This window comes from Streptomyces sp. NPDC002574 (assembly GCF_042889545.1).
Classification (GTDB): Bacteria; Actinomycetota; Actinomycetes; order Streptomycetales; family Streptomycetaceae; genus Actinacidiphila.
The window spans coordinates 23,977-45,592 of record NZ_JBIARB010000012.1; the positions used below are offsets into that span (position 1 = coordinate 23,977).

The window sequence follows — 21,616 nt, forward strand, 5'->3', positions numbered from 1 at the left end:
TGCGACGGCTGGTGAACGGTGGCTGAACCGCCGATCAGCGGTCGACCTCGCCGCGGATGAACTTCTCCACGTTCTCGCGGGCCTCGTCGTCGAAGTACTGCACCGGCGGGGACTTCATGAAGTAGGAGGAGGCCGAGAGGATCGGGCCGCCGATCCCGCGGTCCTTGGCGATCTTCGCCGCGCGCAGCGCGTCGATGATGACACCGGCGGAGTTCGGGGAGTCCCAGACCTCGAGCTTGTACTCCAGGTTCAGCGGGACGTCGCCGAACGCACGGCCCTCCAGGCGGACGTACGCCCACTTGCGGTCGTCCAGCCAGGCCACGTAGTCCGAGGGGCCGATGTGGACGTTCTTCTCGCCCAGGTCACGGTCCGGGATCTGCGAGGTGACGGCCTGCGTCTTGGAGATCTTCTTGGACTCCAGGCGCTCGCGCTCGAGCATGTTCTTGAAGTCCATGTTGCCGCCGACGTTCAGCTGCATGGTGCGCTCGACGATGACACCGCGGTCCTCGAAGAGCTTGGTCAGCACGCGGTGCGTGATGGTGGCGCCGACCTGGGACTTGATGTCGTCACCGACGATCGGCACGCCGGCCGCGGTGAACTTGTCCGCCCACTCCTTGGTGCCCGCGATGAACACCGGCAGGGCGTTGACGAACGCGACCTTGGCGTCGATGGCGCACTGCGCGTAGAACTTGGCGGCGGCCTCGGAACCGACCGGCAGGTAGCAGACGAGCACGTCGACCTGGCGGTCCTTGAGGATCTGGACGACGTCCACCGGCTCCTCGCCGGACTCCTCGATGGTCTGGCGGTAGTACTTGCCCAGACCGTCCAGGGTGTGGCCGCGCTGGACGGTCACGCCCGACTGCGGCACGTCGCAGATCTTGATGGTGTTGTTCTCACTGGCACCGATGGCGTCGGCCAGGTCGAGGCCGACCTTCTTGGCGTCCACGTCGAAGGCCGCCACGAACTCGACGTCACGCACGTGGTACTCGCCGAACTGCACGTGCATGAGGCCGGGCACGCGGCCGGCCGGGTCGGCGTCCTTGTAGTACTCGACACCCTGCACCAGCGACGCGGCGCAGTTGCCCACGCCAACGATGGCTACGCGAACCGAACCCATTCCGGTTGCTCCCTGTGTGATCGTCACGCGGATCCCCGGTCGCTGCCGGGTCCCTCGTCGTTTTCCTGTTGGTTGTCCTGCTCGGCGTCGGAGGACGGAGCGGACAGGGGCGGCCTGCCGCGCCCCGCCCGCTCGGTCTCGATCAGCTCGTTCAGCCAGCGGACCTCGCGCTCCACCGACTCCATGCCGTGCCGCTGCAACTCGAGCGTGTAGTCGTCGAGCCGCTCACGGGTGCGCGCGAGGGACGCGCGCATCTTCTCCAGCCGTTCCTCGAGGCGGCTGCGCCGCCCTTCGAGGACACGCATCCGTACGTCCCTGGACGTCTGGCCGAAGAAGGCGAACCGAGCAGCGAAGTGCTCGTCCTCCCATGCGTCCGGTCCGGAGTGGGCGAGCAGTTCCTCGAAGTGCTCCTTGCCGGCCGCCGTCAACCGGTACACGATCTTCGCCCGCCGGCCGGCCAGCGGCGCGGTGAGCGGATCGGACTCGGGGCCGGTCTCCTCGACCAGATAGCCCTGAGCGACCAGTGTCTTGAGGCAGGGGTAGAGGCTCCCGTAGCTGAACGCGCGGAACACACCGAGCGAGGTGTTGAGCCGTTTCCGCAGCTCATAACCGTGCATCGGGGATTCGCGCAGCAAGCCCAGGACGGCGAACTCGAGGATGCCCGAGCGTTTGCTCATGTCCTCTTCACGCCTCCGTCCTTGCCGTCGTCGCCTCTTATCTCGCCGCGATGTATCGGCTCGATACATCGTGACGATAGAACGCTCGACCGGACCCCGCAAGGTGCCGCACGGTGACCGACGTCACATCGGGAAATCTGCACAGCGTCAACCGCCCCTTATGTGACGAAGATCGGGCTAGCACGTCTTTTGACCCTGCGTACTCTGTTCGCCATGCAGAGCACCGGGAACCGTGAGGCGCGAGTGAGCGTCCTTGTCCGTGGTGCAGTGCGGCCAACGCACGCCGGGGGGACCGGAAAACCACTGCCGCTTTCAGGCGATCCCGCCTGTCCTAGGAGTAGCTGTTCATGAGCGAGCACCGTCGCAAGCCGCCGCAGACGCCGCCCGGCGGCGGCCGCGCAGCCGCCCGGCGCGGCGCGCAGCAGCAACCCCCGCCGCCAGGAGGCCGGCGGGAAGCGCCGCCATCGCAGTCGTACGGCACACGCGGAGCCGGTCCGGCCCAGGGGGCGGGCGGCGGTCCGCGCCAGCAGCCTCGCCGGGACGGCGCCGTCCCGGGTCAGGGTCAGGGTCAGGGCGGACGTCCGCCCGGCGCCGGACAGGGCGCACGTCAGAGCGCCGGCCACGGCGCGGTCCCGGGCCCGGGTGCGGGTCAGGGCGGACGCCGGGGCGGGGGCGAGCCCCCGTACCAGGGCCGTGCCGCCGCGCGCCGCGCGGCCCAGTCCACACAGAAGGGCGGCCGCCGCCGCACCGCGGGAGCGGGCGCGGGCGCGGGTGCGGGTGCCGGGGGCGGACGCGGCGGCGGCCAGCCGCCGAAGAAGCGCATCGTCGACTACCCCCGCTGGGGCAGGGACGGCTGGCAGCGCTGGGTGCCGTCCTGGAAGCTCGTGTCGGGCCTGTGCGTCTTCCTCTTCGGCAGCATGGTGGCGGCCGCGGGCATCGGCTACGCGATGGTCGGCATCCCCAACGAGAACGATGCCGCCAAGTCGCAGAACAACGTCTTCTACTGGGCCAACGGCGACCGCATGGTGGCGACCGGCACCGGCGCCAACCGGCAGAACGTCACGCTCGCCGAGATCCCGAAGTCCATGCAGTACGCGGTCATCTCGGCGGAGAACAAGACCTTCGAGAAGGACTCCGGCGTCGACCCCATGGGCATCGGCCGGGCCCTGTTCAACATGGCCAAGGGCGGTGACGCGCAGGGTGGTTCGACGATCACCCAGCAGTACGTCAAGAACACCTACCTGAGCCAGGACCAGACGGTCAGCCGGAAGTTCAAGGAGCTCTTCATCTCCATAAAGGTGGGGACGAAGCTCAAGAAGGACCAGATCCTCCAGGGCTACCTGAACACCTCGTACTACGGACGCGGTGCCTACGGCATCCAGGCGGCCGCCCAGACCTACTACGGCAGGGACGCCGAGAAGCTGACGGACAGCCAGTGCGCCTTCCTCGCCGCGCTGCTCAAGGGCCCCACGTACTACGACCCGGCCGGCAACGTGAGCATCGACAAGATCGCGACGCCCGAGGCGAACCGGAAGAACTCCGAGGACCGCTGGCGCTGGATCCTCGGTGAGATGTACAAGGACGGCCACCTCACCAAGGACCAGTACGACAAGGCCGTGGCCAAGTACCCCATGCCGCAGGGCCTGAAGGCCACCAAGGGCATGACCGGCCAGACCAGCTACCTGGTGGACACCGCCAAGAACTACGTGCTCAGCCACTCCAAGATCAGCCGGGCGGAGCTCGACCAGGGCGGCTACCAGATCTACACGACCTTCCAGAAGCCGAAGGTGGACGCGCTGGCCAAGGCCGTCAAGAAGGTCGAGGACGCCAACCTCAAGCCGAACAAGCGCGAGAAGGACAAGTACGTCCAGTTCGGCGCCGCGTCGGTGAAGCCGAACGACGGCGCGATCGTCGCGATCTACGGCGGCGCCGGCTTCGAGAACAACCACTTCACCAACAACGCCAACACCTCGGGTGTGCCCGTCGGTTCGACGTGGAAGCCGTTCGTGCTCGCCGCGGCCATGGAGTACGGCACCTACCGCAGCAACGGCGAGGGCATCTCGCCGCTGAGCAAGTACAACGGCAACGACCACCTGAAGGTCAAGAACAACGACGGCACCGACGTCCTGAAGAAGGACAACACGCCCTTCTACCAGGAGAACGAGAGCAACTACCCCTGGGGCTACATCTCGCTGCGCAAGGCGATGGAGCAGTCGATCAACACCCCCTTCGTGCAGCTCGGCATGGACGTCGGCATGGACAAGGTGGCCTCGGTCGCCGAGAAGGCCGGCATCCTCAAGGAGTCGCTGGCCGGCCGGAACGCGTCGTTCGCCCTCGGTACCTCGACCCCGAGCGCCGTCCGCATGGCCGACGCCTACGCGACCTTCGCCGCCTCGGGCAAGCACGTGGAGCCCTACTCGGTGACCGCGGTCAAGCAGGGCGGCGTGGAGGTGCCGGGCTTCGACAAGCCCAAGCCCACCGAGGCCATGCCGTCGGAGGTGGCGGACAACGTCACCGACACGCTGGAGAACGTGATCAAGAACGGTACGGGTCAGAAGGCCCTGGCGCTGGGCCGTACGGCGGCCGGCAAGACCGGTACCACCGACAGCAACAAGTCGGCCTGGTTCGTCGGGTACACCCAGCAGCTGTCGACCTCGATCGCGATGTTCCGTGAGAACCCGAAGACCCACAGCCTGCTCTCGATGAACGGCACGGCGGGCGTCGAGTCCATCCACGGTGGTGACATCCCGACCCAGGTCTGGACCGAGTACATGAAGTCGGCGCTCGAGGGGACCCAGGACACCGGCTTCCCGGACGCGGTCAAGATCGGCGACGTCCACGACGAGCTGGGCGCCCCCGCGTCGCCGAGCCCGTCCGTCTCGGCCTCGCCGACCCAGAGCGAGAGCTCGACACCGACCCCGACGTTCACCAAGCCCACCCCGACGCTCACGCCCACGCCGACGGACACCTGCAAGGCGTGGCTGGGCTGCCAGGACCCCGGCGGCGGCAACAACGGCGGGGGCGGCAACAACGGAGGCGGGAACAACGGAGGCGGCACGGGTGGCGGCCAGCCCTCGGACTCCTCGAGTCCGTCCGTCTCCTCCAGCACCACCCGAGGCACCGGTCTCTTCCAGGGGGCCAACGGCTGAGGCCGTCCCGGCCCCGCCCGGGGACCACAACCGCACCGATCCGCGGCCGCGGAGGGCGTCACGCCCTCCGCGGCCGCGGCCGTTCGCGGCGGCGTCGGGAACGGGACAGCCCGCGCTCAGCCGCGTAGGGCAGGATGTCCGCATGACGAGCGTGCGCGAGGACCACCACCGGGAGGCCGGGGCGGCCGACGAGGCCCGGGAGGCCGAGGAGGTCGTGCCCCCGACGGGGGAGGACCCGGTCGCCAGGGCCGGGAGCGAGGTCATCGGAGGGCCGCTGGGGCGTTTCGCCGCCGTGGGGCGCGGCGGGTGGTGGAACCCGCTGCGGGTCATCGTGCTGGTGGCGATCGGGATGTTCGCGCTCGGCATGGTGCAGAAGCTGCCCTGCTACGACAGCGGCTGGTTCTTCGGGGCGAACGCCCAGTACAGCCACGCCTGCTACTCCGACATCCCGCACCTGTACTACGGCCGCGGCTTCGCCGACGACCTGGTGCCGTACTTCGACCGCATCCCCGACGCGGTCTCCGGCGGCATGGGCTACCTGGAGTACCCGGTCCTGACCGGCGTCTTCATGGAGGTCGCCTCCTGGCTGACCCCGCACGGCGGCACGATCCAGCACCGCGAGCAGATCTACTGGCTGGTCAACGCCGGGATGCTGATGGTGTGCGCCGCGGTCATCGCGGTCTGCGTGGCCCGCACCAACCGCCGCCGCCCCTGGGACGCGCTGCTGGTGGCGCTGGCGCCCGCGTTCGCGCTGAACGCGACGATCAACTGGGACCTGTTCGCGGTGGCCCTCGCCGCGGTCGGGATGATGCTGTGGTCCCGCAGCCGGCCGCTGGCGGCGGGCATCCTGATCGGCCTGGCGACGGCCGCGAAGCTGTACCCGGTGTTCCTGCTGTGGCCGCTGTTCTTCCTCGCACTGCGGGCCGGGAAGCTCAGGACGTGGGGCGTCGCCGTGGGCGGTGCGGCGGGCGCCTGGGTCGTGGTGAACCTGCCGGTGGCACTGCTCGCCTGGGACGGCTGGTGGCGGTTCTACGGTTTCAGCGGGGAGCGTGGCGTCGACTACGGCTCGTTCTGGCTGATCATCACCCAGCGGGCGAACATCGCGCTCGACAAGACCGTGGTCAACATCTCCGCCCTGGTGCTGTTCGGACTGCTGGCGGCCGGCATCGCCCTCCTGGCGCTGTGGGCCCCCAGGCGGCCGCGCTTCGCCCAGCTGGCCTTCCTGGTCGTCGCGGCCTTCATCCTGACCAACAAGGTCTACTCACCGCAGTACGTGCTGTGGCTGGTGCCGCTCGCCGCGCTCGCCAGGCCGCGCTGGCGCGACTTCCTGATCTGGCAGGCCGCCGAGGTCATGTACTTCCTCGGCATCTGGTTCTACCTGGCGTACACCACGGGCGGCGGCAACAAGGGGCTGCCGATGGAGGGCTACCACCTCGCCATCGCCGTGCACCTGCTGGGAACGCTCTACCTGTGCGCGGTCGTCGTGCGCGACGCGCTCCTCCCCGAGCGCGACCCCGTCCGCCGGGACGGTTCGGACGACCCGTCCGGCGGTGTACTGGACGAGGCGGAGGACAAGGTCACCCTGGGCCGCTCACGCCACCACGCGCGCCACGCCGCCCCGTTCGCGGGCCCGGAGGGCGTGTACGGGCCCGGGACGCCGGTCCAGCAGCCCGTGCGGTGGGGCGTGGACCCGAACCCGCCGGCCTGACCTCCACGGCGCTCCTGAGGCCCCCGCAGCCCTGTGGCTCGGGGGCCTCACCGCGCGCGGAGCGCGGCGTCAGCGGTCGACGACGCGGTCGAACTGGGTCGTGGTGTGCCGCAGATGGGCCACCAGCTCGTCCCCGACGGCCGGCGGGGCCACGTCGCCCGGCAGGAAGAGGATCGAGACCTGCATGTGCGGGGGCTCGGCGAACCAGCGCTGTTTGCCCGCCCACACGAACGGCGACAGGTTGCGGTTGATGGTGGCCAGGCCCGCCCGGGCGACGCCCTTGGCACGCGGCATGACGCCGTGCATGGCCTTGGGTGCCTCCAGGCCCACCCCGTGGGAGGTGCCGCCCGCCACGACCACCAGGTGGCCGTCCTCGCCCGCCTTCTGCTGGCGGTAGCCGAAGCGCTCGCCCTTGGCGACGCGGGTGACGTCCAGGACGGCGCCCCGGTACTCGGTCGCCTCGTGGTCGCCGAGCCAGAGCCGGGTGCCGATCCGGGCCCGGAAGCGGGTCTGCGGGAACTGGGTGCGCAGCCGCTCCAGCTCGCCCGCCTTGAGGTGGCTGACGAACAGCGTGTGCAGCGGCAGCCGGGCCGCGCGCAGGCGCTCCATCCAGTTGAAGACCTCCTCCACCGCGTCCGAGCCGTCGGTGCGGTCCAGCGGCAGGTGGATGGCGAAGCCCTCCAGGCGGACGTCGTCGATGGCGGAGTGCAGCTTGACGAGGTCGTCCTCGCTCACTCCGTGGCGCTTCATGCTGCTCATGACCTCGATGACGACCCGCGCGCCGACCAGGCCGCGCACGCCCTCCACCGACGAGACGGACCTTATGGCCCGGTCCGGCAGCGGCACCGGCTCCTCGCCCAGCCGGTACGGGGTGAGGACGAGCAGGTCGCCGCCGAACAAGTCCTTGATCCTCGCGGCCTCGTACGTCGTGCCGACGGCCAGGATGTCCGCGCCCAGGCGGATGGCCTCCTCCGTCAGGCGCTCGTGGCCGAAGCCGTATCCGTTGCCCTTGCAGACCGGGATCAGCCCCGGGAACTGCTCCGCCACGGACTGCTGGTGCGCGCGCCAGCGCACGGTGTCGACGTACAGGGAGAGCGCCATGGCGGGTGGGGTGGCCTTTCGTGGTGTCGGCGGTCGGGCGGGCGGGTCAGCGACGCGACATGTAGATGTCGAGCGCCTTGTGCAGCAGCTTGTTGAGCGGGAAGTCCCACTCGCCCAAGTATTCGGCAGCCTGCCCACCGGTGCCCACCTTGAACTGGATGAGCCCGAAGAGGTGGTCGCTCTCGTCCAGGGAGTCGCTGATGCCGCGCAGGTCGTACACGCTCGCGCCGAGCGCGTAGGCGTCCCGCAGCATGCGCCACTGCATGGCGTTGCTGGGACGCACCTCGCGCTTGTGGTTGGCGGAGGCGCCGTAGGAGTACCAGACGTGCCGGCCGACGACGAGCATCGTCGCGGCGGCGACCACCTCGCCCTCGTGCTTGGCGAAGTACAGGCGCATGCGGTTGGGGTCCTCGGTGTTGAGCACCTGCCACATGCGCTGGAAATACGACAGCGGGCGGGGCCGGAAGTGGTCGCGCTCGGCGGTGACCTCGTACAGCTGCTGCCACACGGGCAGGTCGTCGTAACCGCCCTGGACGACCTCGACGCCGGCCTTCTCGGCCTTCTTGATGTTGCGCCGCCACAGCTGGTTGAAGCCCTTCTGGACGTCGTCCAGGCTGCGGTCCTCCAGCGGGACCTGGAAGACGTAGCGCGGCTGCACGTCGCCGAAACCGGCGCCGCCGTCCTCGCCCTGCTGCCAGCCCATGCGGCGCAGGCGGTCGGCCACCTCGAAGGCGCGGGGCTCGATGAAGGTCGCCTCGACGTCGCGCAGGCGCTTGACGTCCGGGTCGGCGATGCCCGCCTTGATGGCGTTCGCGTCCCAGCGGCGGATCACCACGGGCGGGCCCATCTTCACGGAGAAGGCGCCCTGCTGCTTCAGATGCGCGAGCATCGGGCGCAGCCAGTCCTCCAGGTTGGGCGCGTACCAGTTGATCACCGGGCCCTCGGGCAGGTACGCCAGGTACCGCTTCACCTTGGGCAGCTGCCGGTACAGGACCAGGCCCGCGCCGACCAGTTCACCGGTCCTGTCGTCGAACCAGCCCAGGTTCTCCGAGCGCCATTCGGTCTTGACGTCCGCCCAGGCGGGGACCTGGCAGTGGCTCGCCGAGGGCAGGCTCTGGATGTACGCCAGGTGCTGTTCCCGACTGATGGTCCTCAGGGTCAAGCTCATGCGGGGCGCTCCCCATCGCTGCTGCGGCTAAGGCGTCTCTGTCTTGCACTACTACTGCACTACTACTGCGCCGAAGCCTACTGCGAACGGCGAACGCCCCCGCGAGGGCTGTGGACAACCGGAAGCCGCTGCTCGGGCCCGGAAGGCCCCGGGCCGGTGCCGGCCGCCGCCTGTTACCCCCCCAGCACTCCGCCGAAGAGACCGCCGTGGGCCATGCCGATGTAGAAGCCGATGCCGGCCAGGCCCATTCCGATGATGAAGACGAAGCGCTCCGCGGTGGTGACCGAGCGGTACTGCCCGTAGGCGCCGACGAGCAGGCCGATCAGGCCGGCCCAGGAGCTGCACAGGTGCAGCCCGCTCCAGAAGGCGGCGATGGAGGCGAGCAGGCCCAGCACGAGCGTCGCGACTGCGAGGCCGTTCTCCACCGGGTGGGGCTGGCCGTCGCTGTTGAAGGTGAATCGGAAGCGGTGGTGGTGACGAGCGTCGGTGGTGGGTCGTACTGCCTGTGCCATGGGGCACCTCCGTGATGGAGAAGTGGCGCATCGTAGCGCCGGACACACCCGATGTGTACAGATTGCGGTCTTCCACGGGCGGATTTCAACCGGAAGCACAGGGCCGGGTAGTGTGTACCGTCTGCACCGGTGTCTGTGCAGGCCCACACAACGGTCCGCAAGGCCTCCGGGGAGCGATCCCCGGAACGCCCGGGGCGTTGTCGGTGGCCCGCGATACCGTTGCGACGCGATGCAAACCCTCCTGCCATGGAAACGCCATGGCCGCTGAGTCCGAAGGAGGTGGGTTCCACATGCGTCACTACGAGGTGATGGTGATCCTCGACCCCGATCTCGAGGAGCGTGCTGTCTCCCCGCTGATCGAGAACTTCCTTGGTGTCGTCCGTACGGGCGGCGGCAAGGTCGAGAAGATCGACACCTGGGGCCGTCGTCGTCTCTCTTACGAGATCAAGAAGAAGCCCGAGGGCATCTACTCGGTCATCGACCTCAACGCCACACCCGAGGTCGTCAAGGAGCTCGACCGTCAGATGAACCTGAACGAGTCGGTCCTCCGGACCAAGGTCCTCCGCCCCGAAACCCACTGAGCCTGACGGCTCACGGCATTTCGGGATACCGAGCAGCCAAGAAAAGCCGAGAGGTCACCCACCATGGCAGGCGAGACCGTCATCACGGTCGTCGGCAATCTCGTCGACGACCCCGAGCTGCGCTTCACCCCCTCCGGTGCGGCGGTCGCGAAGTTCCGTGTCGCGTCCACCCCCCGTACCTTCGACCGGCAGACCAACGAGTGGAAGGACGGCGAGAGCCTCTTCCTCACGTGCTCGGTCTGGCGGCAGGCGGCGGAGAACGTGGCGGAGTCCCTTCAGAAGGGCATGCGCGTGATCGTGCAGGGCCGGCTGAAGCAGCGGACCTACGACGACCGTGAGGGCGTCAAGCGGACGGTCTACGAGCTGGACGTCGACGAGGTCGGCGCCAGCCTGCGCAGCGCGACCGCCAAGATCACCCGGGCGAGCGGCGGTGGTGCCGGCGGCGCCCGCGGCGGTCAGGGCGGTTACGGCGGCGGTGGCGCCGGCGGCCAGGGTGGTGGCGGCAACTGGGGCGGCAGCTCCGGTGGCGGCCAGGGCGGTGCGCCCGCCGACGACCCCTGGGCGACCAGTGCTCCGGCCGGTGGCGGCCAGGGTGGTGGCGGCAACTGGGGCGGCAGCTCCGGTGGTGGCGGCGGCTACTCGGACGAGCCGCCCTTCTAAGGGCGGCGCACCACACTTCTTGATCACACTGGAGAGAGACAATGGCGAAGCCGCCTGCTCGCAAGCCGAAGAAGAAGGTTTGCGTGTTCTGCAAGGACAAGATCACGTACGTCGACTACAAGGACACGAACCTGCTGCGGAAGTTCATTTCCGACCGCGGCAAGATCCGTGCCCGCCGGGTCACCGGCAACTGCACCCAGCACCAGCGCGACGTCGCCACGGCCGTGAAGAACAGCCGTGAGATGGCGCTGCTGCCCTACACCTCGACCGCTCGCTAAGGAAGGGTGACTGAGCAATGGCGAAGATCATCCTCACCAATGAGGTCAGCGGCCTCGGCGCCGCAGGCGACGTCGTAGAGGTCAAGAGCGGCTACGCCCGCAACTACCTGATTCCCCGCGGTTTCGCGATCGCGTGGACCAAGGGTGGCGAGAAGGACGTCGAGCAGATCCGCCGCGCGCGCCGGATCCGTGAGATCGCGACCATCGAGCAGGCCAACGCCGTCAAGGCGCAGCTCGCCGGTGTCAAGGTCAAGCTGGCGACCCGCGCCGGTGAAGCCGGCCGTCTGTTCGGCTCGGTGACCCCGGCCGACATCGCCGTGGCCATCAAGGCCGCGGGCGGTCCGGACGTGGACAAGCGCCGGGTCGAGATCGGTTCGCCGATCAAGACGCTGGGCTCGCACAAGGTGTCGGTGCGTCTGCACCCCGAGGTCGAGGCCGGTCTCGACGTCGAGGTCGTCGCGGGCTGACCCCCACCGCGTGAGCGAAGGGCCCGGAACCACTGGTTCCGGGCCCTTCGTCCGTGCCGGTGCCTTTCCCGTCCGGGGCGGCCGTCAGGCGCGGACCGCGCCGGTGACGGCCCACTTGCCGGAACGGGCGCGCAGCTGCAGCGTGGCCAGCCGGGTGAGCATCATCAGGTCCATCGCCCACCACAGGGCCGTCAGGCCGCCCCCGAGCGCGGGTACGGCCAGCGCGACCGGGGCGAAGACCACCAAGGTGACGATCGTGGAGCCGGCGAGGTAGGCGCCGTCCCCCGCGCCGATCAGCACACCGTCCAGCACGAAGACCGCCCCGCAGACCGGCTGCGCCAGCGCCGCGACGAGCAGTACCGGCACGAGGGCGGAGTGCACCGCCGGGTCGGAGGTGAACAGCGGCGCGATCAGCGGCCGGCCGACCGCCGTCACCAGCCCGATCAGGACGCCGGCGACGACGCCCCACTGGACCATGCGACGGCAGGCGGCCCTGGCTGCCTCGGCGTCACCGGCGCCCAGTCGGCGGCCGATGATCGCCTGCCCCGCGATGGCGAGGGCGTCGAGGGCGTAGGCGGCGAGTGTCCACAGGGCGAAGGTGATCTGGTGGGCGGCGATCGACACGTCCCCGAGCCGGGCCGCGACGGCCGTGGCGACCATGAGGACGGCGCGCAGGCTCAGCGTGCGGATCAGCAGCGGCGTTCCGGCCTGGGCGCAGGCCCGTACGCCCGCCAGGTCGGGCCTGAGGGAGGCGCCGTGCCGCCGGGCGCCGCGGACCACGACCGTGAGGTAGACGGCCGCCATGGCGTTCTGGGCGATCACCGTGCCCCAGGCGGAGCCGGCGATGCCGAATCCGGCGCCGTAGACCAGCAGCACATTGAGCGCGGCGTTCGCGGCGAAGCCGCCGACGGCCACGTGAAGCGGGGTCCTGGTGTTCTGCAAGCCCCGCAGGACGCCGGTCGCCGCGAGGACGACGAGCATCGCGGGGATGCCGAGCGCGCTGATCCGCAGATAGGTGACGGCGTACGGTGCCGCGGTGCCCGACGCGCCGAACAGACCGGTGAGGGCGGGCGCGGCGGGGACGGTCACGGCCACGGCGGCGACGCTGATCAGGAGGGCGAGCCAGATGCCGTCCATGCCCTGGCGTATCGCGGCGGGCAGGTCGCCTGCGCCGACCCGGCGGGCCACGGCGGCGGTGGTGGCGTAGGCGAGGAAGACGAAGACGCCGACGACGGTGGTGAGGAGCGCGCCGGCCACGCCGAGGCCGGCGAGCTGTGCGGTGCCGAGGTGGCCGACGATCGCGCTGTCGGCCAGGAGGAAGAGCGGTTCGGCGACCAGGGCGCCGAAAGCGGGCAGGGCGAGGCCGAAGATCTCGCGGTCGTGGCGGCGGGCGGACTGCTGACGGGAGAACTCGGCGGTCTGAGGCACGCGGCCAGCGTAATCATCCACATGTAATAGCTGCAAGGTAGCTTCATCCATTACCTGTCGCTGCGCAGGGTGATCTGCTCCGCGTCGTTTGTCGCGATCTTGAGCCGAAGGGGGAAGTTTTTCTTGTCCACAGCGGGTGGATGAAGAAAGCGCAGGTCAGCGCCGTGATCATTGGGTGATTGTGTGCTTGTCCACGTCGCTGTCCCCCGGCCTGTACACAGCTTGGGCGGGCTTCTCCACAGGCGAAGCGGTTTCTTCAACAGGTCGTCCCCAGCCCCTGTGGATAACCGTCTTGGCTCCGGGCCCCGGGGACCCCTACCGTGGGGCGTCGCCCGACGCGCCACAGGCGTGCGCGGGCGTCTCGAATCGTCGGAACTGTCAGAGCGATGGCGTAGGAAAGTACAGCCACGCAGCCGTAGCGGTGCGCGTCCACGGGAGGAGGTGGCAGGGGGGTGAGCCAGCCCGAACCCGCGGAGGACCACTGGGGAGGCGAGCCGCCCTTCCCGCCGGACGGTCCCGGCGACCGGCTGCCCGTCGCCCGGTTCCGGCGCAAGGACGACCGCGACCGCGAACGCGACGAGGACCGCGGTGGCGGCGGCTTCGAGCGCGTCCCCCCGCAGGACCTGGACGCCGAGATGTCGGTGCTGGGCGGCATGCTGCTGTCCAAGGACGCGATCGCCGACGTCGTCGAGGTGCTCAAGGGCGCCGACTTCTACCGTCCCGCGCACGAGACGGTCTACGCGGCGATCCTCGACCTGTACGCCAAGGGCGAGCCCGCCGACCCGATCACGGTGGCCGCCGAGCTGACCAAGCGCGGCGAGCTCAGCCGCGTCGGCGGCTCCCCCTATCTGCACAGCCTCGTCAACGCGGTGCCCACCGCGGCGAACGCCGAGTACTACGCCGAGATCGTGCACGAACGCGCGGTCCTGCGGCGGCTGGTCGAGGCCGGCACCCGCATCACGCAGATGGGATACGCCGCCGACGGCGACGTCGACGAGATCGTCAACTCCGCCCAGGCCGAGATCTACGCCGTCACCGAGCAGCGCACCAGCGAGGACTACCTGCCGCTCTCCGAGATCATGGAGGGCGCCCTCGACGAGATCGAGGCCATCGGCTCCCGCAGCGGCCAGATGTCCGGCGTGCCCACCGGCTTCGCCGACCTGGACTCGCTCACCAACGGCCTGCACCCCGGCCAGATGATCGTCATCGCCGCCCGTCCCGCGATGGGCAAGTCCACGCTCGCGCTGGACTTCGCCCGCGCCTGCTCGGTCGGCAGCGGCATGCCCAGCGTCTTCTTCTCCCTCGAAATGGGACGCAACGAGATCGCGATGCGCCTGCTGTCCGCCGAGGCCCGCGTGGCGCTGCACCACATGCGCTCCGGCAACATGACCGACGACGACTGGACCCGGCTGGCCCGCCGGATGCCCGACGTCTCCGCGGCCCCCCTCTACATCGACGACTCCCCGAACCTGTCGATGATGGAGATCCGCGCCAAGTGCCGCCGCCTGAAGCAGCGCAACGACCTGCGCCTGGTCGTCATCGACTACCTCCAGCTGATGCAGGCGGGCGGCTCGCGCCGCCCCGAGAGCCGCCAGCAGGAGGTCTCCGACATGTCCCGTAACCTCAAGCTCCTCGCCAAGGAGCTCGAGGTGCCGGTCATCGCGCTCTCCCAGCTGAACCGTGGCCCCGAACAGCGCACGGACAAGCGGCCGATGGTCAGTGACCTGCGCGAGTCCGGCTCCATCGAGCAGGACGCCGACATGGTGATCCTGCTGCACCGCGAGGACGCCTACGAGAAGGAGTCCCCCCGCGCCGGCGAGGCCGACCTGATCGTGGCCAAGCACCGCAACGGCCCCACGGCGACGATCACCGTGGCCTTCCAGGGGCACTACTCCCGCTTCGTGGACATGGCCCAGACCTGAGGCCCGCCCCGGCGCGTCACCACGGGGGAGTCAGCCCAGGGCCAGCATGAACGGGGTGTGGCGCCGGGCGTCGTCGCCGGGGAGGTCGCGGTCGCCGAGCACCATCAGGGCGTTGGGGAAGGCGGGCAGGACGCCGTGTGCGGCCGCCCAGGCGGGGAGGGTGTGCAGCAGGGGGTCCCCGGTGCGCAGGTCGAGGCGGACGGGGCCTTCGGTGTCGTGCGCGATGGCCGTGACGAGCCGCCGGGCGCCGGCCGTGGTGTCCGCGACGACCGGGCCGACGACGAGGGTGCCGTCGTTGCGCCAGGCGGAGGCGTAGCCCGTGAGCCTGCCGTCCTCCTCGGTCACCAGGGTGCGTTCGGCGAACCGGGGGAGATCCCGCAGCAGCGGCGAGCGGTCGGCGCCGAACACCTCGGCGTCCAGGGCGAGCAGGGCCGGCAGGTCGGCCTCCCCGGCGGGGCGGGGAGCGGCCCGGCCCGGCTCGTCGGTGGCCGGCGGGCGGAAAGTGCCGCGGTGGGTGACGACGGTGCCGACCTCGCGGAAGCCGAGCTTCTCGTACAGGGGCCGGCCGCGGTCCGTGGCGTGCAGGGTGACGGTGTCGTCGCCCGCCTCGCCGAGGACGTGCGTCATGATGCGCCGGCCGAGGCCGCGGCCCTCGTACCGGGCGGCGACGAGCACCATGCTGACGGCGGCGAGGCCGCCCGCGTAGCGGGTGAGGACGGTGGTGGCGGCCAGGCCCCGCCCGTCGGGGGCGTCGACGCCCCAGCCGGTGCCGTGGCCGAACAGGAAGCGCCACTTGTGCTCCTCGGCGCCCCAGTCGCGGCTGACGGCGAGCTCCGAGCAGGCGGCGAGGTCGCCGGGGCCGAGGCGGCGGACGGGCAGCGTGGCAGGCAGCGGCGGCAAGGGGGATGTCATGCGGGAAGCGTGCCCGGACGCGGGTGGGCGGCGGCCATAGTTTTTCCCTATGGGCATCGGGCGGGGCCGGCTGTCCTCCGCCTGTGACGCCGGCCTTGCCCGGGCTGCGACCGTTCACGGTCGGCTTCCATGGGGAGGCGGCGGCCGGCCGGGCCCGGGACCTGCTGCGGGCCGTGGAGGCCCGGGTCGCGGGTGAGGTGCGGCTGCGCCGTCACGACTTCGACGACCCGTCGTGCGGGCTGCTCTCCGGACAGTACGAACCGGCCATCGTGGGGACGCCGTTGGACGTGTCCGGGCCGGAGACGGTGACGATCACGACCGACCGGCGCCGCGTGCCGCTGCCGGCGACCGATCCGCTCGCCCAGCGCGCCGAGGGCGGGCCGGGCGGGCTGGGCGGCCGGGTGTGCGCCCTGGCCAGTACGTCCACCGACGGGCACTGCGCGCGCTCCCACGTGGTGATCGTGCCGCTCGCCGGGTGACGTGCGCTGCACGTCGCGCCGGCCGAGCAGTCGCGTACCGTCGCGGAGGGACGGGCAAGGGGAGAGGGAACGTGGGACGACTGCACATCTTCGACATGGACGGGACGCTGATGCACGGCTCCTCGGCGAGTGTGGAACTCGCCCGGGAGCTGGGCCTGGTGGCGGAGTTCCGTGAGCTGGAGACGGCGCTGGCGGGCGGCCTCCTCGACCCGCCCGGCTATGCCGAGCGGGCCTGGGGAATGTACGGGCTGCTGACCGACGCCCACCTCACGGCGGCCTTCGAGGGCGCCCCGTGGCTCACCGGGATACGCGAGGTGTGGGCGGACATCGCCTCCCGCGGCGAGCACTGCGCCGTGATCTCGCTCTCGCCGGACTTCTTCGTCCGGCGGCTGCTGGCCTGGGGCGTGCACGAGGTGCGGGCGTCCGCCTTCCCCGAGGTGCCGTTCGCGCCGGACGCGTTGCTGGACCCGTCGGGGATCCTGCTCCCCGAGTCCAAGGTGACGGCGGCGGACGAGCTGTGCGCCCGGTACGGGGTGACCCGGCGGGAGTGCGTGGCGTACGGGGACTCGATGTCGGACACCGCGCTCTTCGCCGCGGTGCCGGTCTCGGTGGCCGTCAACGGCGACCACCACGTGAGCGGCCTGGCGACCCACGCCTACGCGGGACGTGACTTGCGCGAAGCATATGCACTCGTCACGGGGTGACGCCGTGAATTCCGTCGGAGCCGCGCCACGGCAATGCGGAATGCATTGCTCTCGGTAACGTCGGCAGCGTACCCGGCGTTCCACGGCGGCAGGCCCCGTAGGCAAGCGAGCCTAACGGGATTCGTATCCGCGTTTCCCGTTCTTCCGGCTATTTGTCCATTCGGCGTGACGCGGCTGGCAGGCTCTCCGCGCAGAACGTGTGCCGACGACGGACACCGACCGGGAGAAGCTCGAGGCGAAGCTGATCATGGACGCTCTGACCACGAACGTGACCGGGCCCGGCAAGGGGGCCGACGCCGACGCCGAGGGATGGTTCAGCCCCCGCCGGCCCCCGGACGGACCGCGGCCGCAGTACGACGGCGCGGCGGGCGGCACGGGCGCGGGGGGCCCCGCGAACGGGACGCCCAGCAGACCGGTGCGGCCGATTCGGCCGGTGAGGACCGGCGCCCACCGGATATCCGCGCGGCCGGACGCCGGTGGCGGCGGCACCGCGGTGCCTCGGCCGGTCCCGGACCCGCCGCCCCCGCCGCCCTCCCCGCCCTCACCGGTCCCCGACCCACCGCCGCGGTCCGAGACGCGCACCGCGGAACGCGGGCCGAGCCCGGACGCGGTGCTGATCCGCAGGACCATGGAAACCATCGGTCCCGTCGCTGACAAAACGACGTCGTATTTCTATGCGCTTTTGTTCATACGGCACCCGGAATTGCGCGAACTCTTCCCGGCGGCGATGGACAGCCAGCGCGACCGATTGCTGAAAGCGCTTCTCACGGCCGCCGAACACATCGACGACACCGAGACGCTGACCGAATACCTCGCCCATCTGGGCCGCGGGCACCGCAAGTACGGCACCCGCCCCGAGCACTACCCGGCCGTCGGCGAATGCCTGATCGGCGCCCTGACCCGCTACGCCGCCGACATCTGGGACGACGAGGTCGAGGCCGCCTGGGTACGTGCCTACACCGGGATCTCACAGATCATGATCGACGCCGCGGCCGCCGACGAGAAGCACGCTCCGCCCTGGTGGCACGCCGAGATCGTCTCGCACGACCTGCGCACCCCGGACATAGCCGTGGTCACCGTGCGGCCCGACCAGCCCTACCCCTTCCTCGCCGGGCAGTACACGACGCTGGAGACCCCCTGGTGGCCGCGCGTGTGGCGGCACTACTCCTTCGCGTCCGCCCCCCGCGCAGACGGCCTGCTCGCCTTCCACGTCAAGGCCGTCCCGGCCGGCTGGGTCAGCGGCGCGCTGGTGCACCGTGCCCGGCCGGGCGACATCGTCCGGCTCGGCCCCCCGTCCGGTTCGATGGTCGTGGACCACAGCGCCGACAACGGCCTGCTCTGCCTCGGCGGCGGCACCGGTATCGCCCCGATCAAGGCACTGGTGGAGGACGTCGCCGAGCACGGCAGGCGGCGCGCCATGGAGGTCTTCTACGGCGCCCGCAGCGACCACGACCTGTACGACCTCGACACCCTGCTGCGGCTGGACCGCACGCACCCCTGGCTGTCCGTCCGCCCGGTGGTCTCCGAGGGCGGGCCCGGCAGTCTGCACGGTCAACTGCCCGAGATCGTCCACCAGTACGGCCCCTGGCCGGAGTTCGACGCCTATCTGAGCGGCCCGCCCGGAATGATCCGCAGGGGCGTGGACACCCTGCTGCGCAGCGGCATCCCCTCGCAGCGCATCCGGCACGACCTGATCGAGGAACTGGTGGCGGCCGGAGACTGACGACGTACCCCGTGCACCCCACGCACCCCGCCCTCGCCCTCCCCTCACGAGGAAAAACGTTGCCGCACCACCGCCCCGCCCGGATCAGCCCAGATCGGAGGAGAGCAGCCCCAGCACGCCCTCGATGTTGCCGTCCAGGTAGTGCCGCAGGGTGAGCGGGACGACCTCCACCGAGGCGAGCCCGACCCGGCTGAAGGGCACGTGCACGATCTCGTACGTCCCCGAGGGCTCGTCCACCTCGGGGCCGTGCCGCCGGGCCGGGTCCATCGACGCCAGCCGGCAGACGAAGAAGTGCTGCACCTTCACGCCGTGCGAGCCGTCGCCGGAGATGTGCTCGACGGTGTCGACGAAGGCGGGGACGACGTCGGTGACCTTGGCGCCGAGCTCCTCGTCGAGCTCACGGTGGAGGGCCTCCACCACCGTGGCGTCCTCGGCCTCCACACCGCCGCCGGGCGTGACCCAGTACGGGTTGAGACCCGGCTTGGTGCGCTTGATGAGCACGAGGGAGTCGCCGTCCAGCAGGATGGCGCGGGCGGTGCGCTTGACCACGGGCCGGGTGGCGGGGGCGGTCGGCGGAGCGGGTGGGGCAGGTGTTCCGGTGTCCGGGGGCATGCCTGAGATCTGCCGCGGCGCGGGAGGGCGCAAACGCCTCCGGGACGGCGAATCGGAACGCGCAGTTCCCTCGCACGTCACCCGCCGGACGTCCGGCGCGCGCTCACCAGTCGGTGGCCGCCCGTACCAGCCGTTCGTGCACCCGCGCGATGTGCGGCAGGGCGAGCGTCCCGGCGCGCACGGAGACGAAGTAGGTGCGCAGCGGGGGCACCGGCGGCTCCAGCAGCGCCGCGGCGGCCCCCTCGGTCAGCGCCTCGCAGCACAGGTAGCGCGGCAGCACGGCCATGCCGACGCCGGCCACCACGCACTCCAGCACCGCCCGCAGGTCCGGCACCACGATCGCGGGAACGATCGCCGGGCTGCTGTCGAAGACCGCCGACCAGTAGTGGTCGAGCAGCGGCATGCCCTCGTCGTAGGAGATCACCGGGACGTCGTCCAGGGCCCGTACGCCGTGGGTGTGCACGGCCTGCGGGCCGCCGATGCGCTCCTGCCAGGCGGGGGCGGCGACCAGGATCTGCTCCTCGTCCCACAGCGGGGTGGCGGTCAGCAGCCGGTCGCGCGGGCGGATGGTGCCCAGGGACACGTCGTGGTGCCCGGCGGCGAGACCGGCCAGCGCCTCGTCCTCGCCGGCGAGCGCTATGCGCAGTTGCAGGCCCTCGGCGACCAGCGGCGCCAGCGCGGGCAGGGCGCGCAGCGAGGTGAAGGTGGGGGGCCCGGCGAGGTGGAGGGTGCGGTGGCCGGAGTCCTCGGCGAGGTCCCCCTCGGTGATCTCCAGGAGGGCGTCGAGATGCGGGGCGACCCGGTGGGCCAGGTCGTCGCCGACCGGCGTGGGGCTGACCCCGCGCGGCAGCCGGAGGAACAGCGGGCGGCCGACCTGCCGTTCGAGGCTGCGGATCTGGCTGGTCACCGCGGGCTGGGACAGGCCCAGCAACTGGGCGGCCCTGGTGAAGGATCCGGCTCGGTGCACCGTGACGAACGTGCGCAGCAGAGCCAGATCCATGGAACCGCTCCCTTGAAGCGTTTGTCGTGCCCGCAACTATAAATATATCGATAGGTCTGCATCGCAACTGTGATTGGACACTGACGCAGAGTCAACTAGCCTTGTTCGAGCGGATCTCCGCGCGTAAAGCCAGGGTGGTCCGAGCCACGAGGGGGGAGGCTCGGGCCACCCATTCTGCGTAGCGACGTCTACGCAGATATATCTGTTCTGTGTGAACAGCGGACGCTACTTGGCGGCGTCGAGCGCGTGCAGCACGTCCCGCACGATGTCGGCCGCGTCCTCCACACCCACCGAGAAGCGGACGAAGCCCTCGGGCACCGCGTCCCCGCCCCAGCGAGCACGGCGCTCGGCCGTGCTCGTCACGCTGCCGAAGCTGGTCGCCTCGGTCGTCAGCAGCAGCGCGGACAGGAAGCGCTCGGCGTGCGCCTTGTCCGGGAGGGTGAAGGAGACGACGCTGCCGAAGCGGGTCATCTGCGCGGCGGCGACGGCGTGCGCGGGGTCCTCGGGGTGGCCGGGGTGGCGCACATCGGTGACCTCGGGGCGCTCCAGCAACGCCGCGGTCAAGGCCAGGGCGTTGGCGGCCTGCCGGTCCACGCGCAGCGCGAGGGTGGACAGCGAGCGGTGCGCCAGCCAGGCCTCCATCGGGCCCGGGATGGCGCCGACCGTCTTGCGCCACAGCCTCACCTGGGCGGCGAGTTCGGGGCGGCGGGTGGTCACGTAGCCCAGCAGCAGGTCGCCGTGGCCGGACAGCGCCTTGGTGCCGCTGGCCACCGAGAAGTCCGCGCCGAGGTCGAGCGGGCGCTGACCGAGCGGCGTGGCCAGGGTGTTGTCCACGGCGACCAGTGCCCCGGCGGCGTGCGCAGCGTCGGCCAGCCGCCGGATGTCGCACACGTCCAGGCCCGGGTTGGACGGGGTCTCGATCCACAGCAGCCTCGCGCCCTGGAGCACCTCCGCCTGCGCCTCGCCCGCGGTCGGGGCGAGCCGTACGTCCACCCCGTACTCCTCCAGGCGCCCGCGCAGGGAGCGGGTGGCCTGGTAGCAGTCCGAGGGGAGCACCACGGTGTCCCCGGTGCGCACCTGGGAGAGCAGCACGGAGGAGATCGCGCCCATGCCGGAGGAGAAGACCAGGGTCTCGGCGTCGGTGTCCGGGGACTCCAGGGCGGAGATGGCCTCCTCCAGCCGGGTCCACGTGGGGTTCTCGTCGCGGCCGTAGGTGTACGGGCCGGAGACGTCGCCGGGCAGGTGGAAGTGCGCGGCGAAGACCGGGCCGGGCAGCGCCGGCTCGTGCGGCCGTGCTTCCGGGCGCCCGGCGTGCACGCTGCGCGTGCTGTCCCCGGGCGCGTTCTCGTACTCGGTCATCGCGCTCTCCTCGCTCTCCCCGCCACGTCGGACGTCACGGCGGACCATGTCGGTGTACG

Annotated in this window: 20 protein-coding genes; 10 read left to right on the top strand and 10 right to left on the bottom strand. The window is 70.8% G+C overall.

Going from position 1 to position 21,616, the window contains the following annotated elements; genetic code table 11:
• Window positions 1–34 precede the first annotated feature (34 nt).
• Window positions 35–1,117 (bottom strand): inositol-3-phosphate synthase, encoded by a 1,083-nt coding sequence (locus ACFYXS_RS27810; protein ID WP_389252976.1) that lies wholly within the window; start codon window positions 1,115–1,117, stop codon window positions 35–37.
• 23 nt (window positions 1,118–1,140) lie between these two features.
• The gene (locus tag ACFYXS_RS27815) at window positions 1,141–1,794 is read right to left on the bottom strand and encodes a helix-turn-helix transcriptional regulator (RefSeq protein WP_319663368.1); all 654 of its coding nucleotides are present in this window, start codon (window positions 1,792–1,794) and stop codon (window positions 1,141–1,143) included.
• A gap of 347 nt (window positions 1,795–2,141) precedes the next feature.
• Here ACFYXS_RS27815 and ACFYXS_RS27820 point away from each other — a divergent pair, with 347 nt between their 5' ends.
• Both ACFYXS_RS27820 and ACFYXS_RS27825 read left to right on the top strand, forming a co-directional pair.
• Window positions 2,142–4,943, top strand: a complete 2,802-nt coding sequence (locus tag ACFYXS_RS27820) for a transglycosylase domain-containing protein (RefSeq protein ID WP_389252978.1) — start codon at window positions 2,142–2,144, stop codon at window positions 4,941–4,943.
• 142 nt (window positions 4,944–5,085) lie between these two features.
• A complete protein-coding gene (locus ACFYXS_RS27825) occupies window positions 5,086–6,651 on the top strand; it encodes a glycosyltransferase family 87 protein (protein ID WP_389252980.1) in 1,566 nt (521 codons plus the stop codon).
• Window positions 6,652–6,720: 69 nt separating this feature from the next.
• Here the strand turns inward: ACFYXS_RS27825 and ACFYXS_RS27830 are convergent, their stop codons facing one another.
• The 3 genes from ACFYXS_RS27830 to ACFYXS_RS27840 form a co-directional block, all read right to left on the bottom strand.
• On the bottom strand, window positions 6,721–7,752 hold the full coding sequence (locus tag ACFYXS_RS27830; RefSeq protein ID WP_389252982.1) for an alanine racemase: 1,032 nt from the start codon (window positions 7,750–7,752) through the stop codon (window positions 6,721–6,723).
• A gap of 46 nt (window positions 7,753–7,798) precedes the next feature.
• Window positions 7,799–8,920 carry a lipid II:glycine glycyltransferase FemX gene (locus ACFYXS_RS27835; RefSeq protein ID WP_389252984.1) on the bottom strand — a complete coding sequence of 374 codons (1,122 nt, stop codon included), beginning with the start codon at window positions 8,918–8,920 and terminating at the stop codon, window positions 7,799–7,801.
• A gap of 173 nt (window positions 8,921–9,093) precedes the next feature.
• Entirely contained in the window at window positions 9,094–9,432 is a 339-nt protein-coding gene (locus ACFYXS_RS27840) for a hypothetical protein (protein ID WP_389252986.1), read from the bottom strand.
• A gap of 290 nt (window positions 9,433–9,722) precedes the next feature.
• Here ACFYXS_RS27840 and rpsF point away from each other — a divergent pair, with 290 nt between their 5' ends.
• The 4 genes from rpsF (at window position 9,723) to rplI (ending at window position 11,418) form a co-directional block, all read left to right on the top strand.
• Window positions 9,723–10,013: a 30S ribosomal protein S6 gene (gene rpsF, locus ACFYXS_RS27845; protein WP_319663375.1), complete on the top strand. Its 291-nt coding sequence runs from the start codon at window positions 9,723–9,725 to the stop codon at window positions 10,011–10,013.
• Window positions 10,014–10,076: 63 nt separating this feature from the next.
• Window positions 10,077–10,673, top strand: a complete 597-nt coding sequence (locus ACFYXS_RS27850) for a single-stranded DNA-binding protein (protein WP_389252988.1) — start codon at window positions 10,077–10,079, stop codon at window positions 10,671–10,673.
• Between the two features lie 41 nt (window positions 10,674–10,714).
• Window positions 10,715–10,951 (top strand): 30S ribosomal protein S18, encoded by a 237-nt coding sequence (rpsR, locus tag ACFYXS_RS27855; protein WP_026250812.1) that lies wholly within the window; start codon window positions 10,715–10,717, stop codon window positions 10,949–10,951.
• Between the two features lie 17 nt (window positions 10,952–10,968).
• The gene (gene rplI, locus ACFYXS_RS27860) at window positions 10,969–11,418 is read left to right on the top strand and encodes a 50S ribosomal protein L9 (protein ID WP_389252990.1); all 450 of its coding nucleotides are present in this window, start codon (window positions 10,969–10,971) and stop codon (window positions 11,416–11,418) included.
• An 84-nt stretch (window positions 11,419–11,502) separates the two neighbouring features.
• Here the strand turns inward: rplI and ACFYXS_RS27865 are convergent, their stop codons facing one another.
• Window positions 11,503–12,846 carry an MATE family efflux transporter gene (locus ACFYXS_RS27865; RefSeq protein WP_389252992.1) on the bottom strand — a complete coding sequence of 448 codons (1,344 nt, stop codon included), beginning with the start codon at window positions 12,844–12,846 and terminating at the stop codon, window positions 11,503–11,505.
• Window positions 12,847–13,298: 452 nt separating this feature from the next.
• On the opposite strand from ACFYXS_RS27865, the gene dnaB reads away from it, so the two are divergent.
• A complete protein-coding gene (gene dnaB / locus ACFYXS_RS27870) occupies window positions 13,299–14,768 on the top strand; it encodes a replicative DNA helicase (protein WP_389252994.1) in 1,470 nt (489 codons plus the stop codon).
• A 30-nt stretch (window positions 14,769–14,798) separates the two neighbouring features.
• Here the strand turns inward: dnaB and ACFYXS_RS27875 are convergent, their stop codons facing one another.
• Window positions 14,799–15,680 (bottom strand): GNAT family N-acetyltransferase, encoded by an 882-nt coding sequence (locus ACFYXS_RS27875; RefSeq protein WP_389252996.1) that lies wholly within the window; start codon window positions 15,678–15,680, stop codon window positions 14,799–14,801.
• Between the two features lie 83 nt (window positions 15,681–15,763).
• Here ACFYXS_RS27875 and ACFYXS_RS27880 point away from each other — a divergent pair, with 83 nt between their 5' ends.
• From ACFYXS_RS27880 to ACFYXS_RS27890, 3 genes are all read left to right on the top strand, one after another.
• Window positions 15,764–16,159, top strand: a complete 396-nt coding sequence (locus ACFYXS_RS27880) for a hypothetical protein (RefSeq protein WP_389252998.1) — start codon at window positions 15,764–15,766, stop codon at window positions 16,157–16,159.
• A 71-nt stretch (window positions 16,160–16,230) separates the two neighbouring features.
• Window positions 16,231–16,863 carry an HAD family hydrolase gene (locus tag ACFYXS_RS27885; protein WP_389253000.1) on the top strand — a complete coding sequence of 211 codons (633 nt, stop codon included), beginning with the start codon at window positions 16,231–16,233 and terminating at the stop codon, window positions 16,861–16,863.
• A gap of 247 nt (window positions 16,864–17,110) precedes the next feature.
• The gene (locus ACFYXS_RS27890) at window positions 17,111–18,586 is read left to right on the top strand and encodes a globin domain-containing protein (protein ID WP_389253404.1); all 1,476 of its coding nucleotides are present in this window, start codon (window positions 17,111–17,113) and stop codon (window positions 18,584–18,586) included.
• A gap of 84 nt (window positions 18,587–18,670) precedes the next feature.
• Here ACFYXS_RS27890 and ACFYXS_RS27895 read toward each other — a convergent pair whose 3' ends face one another.
• From ACFYXS_RS27895 to ACFYXS_RS27905, 3 genes are all read right to left on the bottom strand, one after another.
• A complete protein-coding gene (locus tag ACFYXS_RS27895; protein ID WP_389253002.1) occupies window positions 18,671–19,198 on the bottom strand; it encodes an NUDIX domain-containing protein in 528 nt (175 codons plus the stop codon).
• A 103-nt stretch (window positions 19,199–19,301) separates the two neighbouring features.
• Entirely contained in the window at window positions 19,302–20,198 is an 897-nt protein-coding gene (locus ACFYXS_RS27900; RefSeq protein ID WP_389253004.1) for a LysR family transcriptional regulator, read from the bottom strand.
• 225 nt (window positions 20,199–20,423) lie between these two features.
• Window positions 20,424–21,557, bottom strand: a complete 1,134-nt coding sequence (locus ACFYXS_RS27905) for a cystathionine gamma-lyase (protein WP_389253006.1) — start codon at window positions 21,555–21,557, stop codon at window positions 20,424–20,426.
• Window positions 21,558–21,616: the final 59 nt, after the last annotated feature.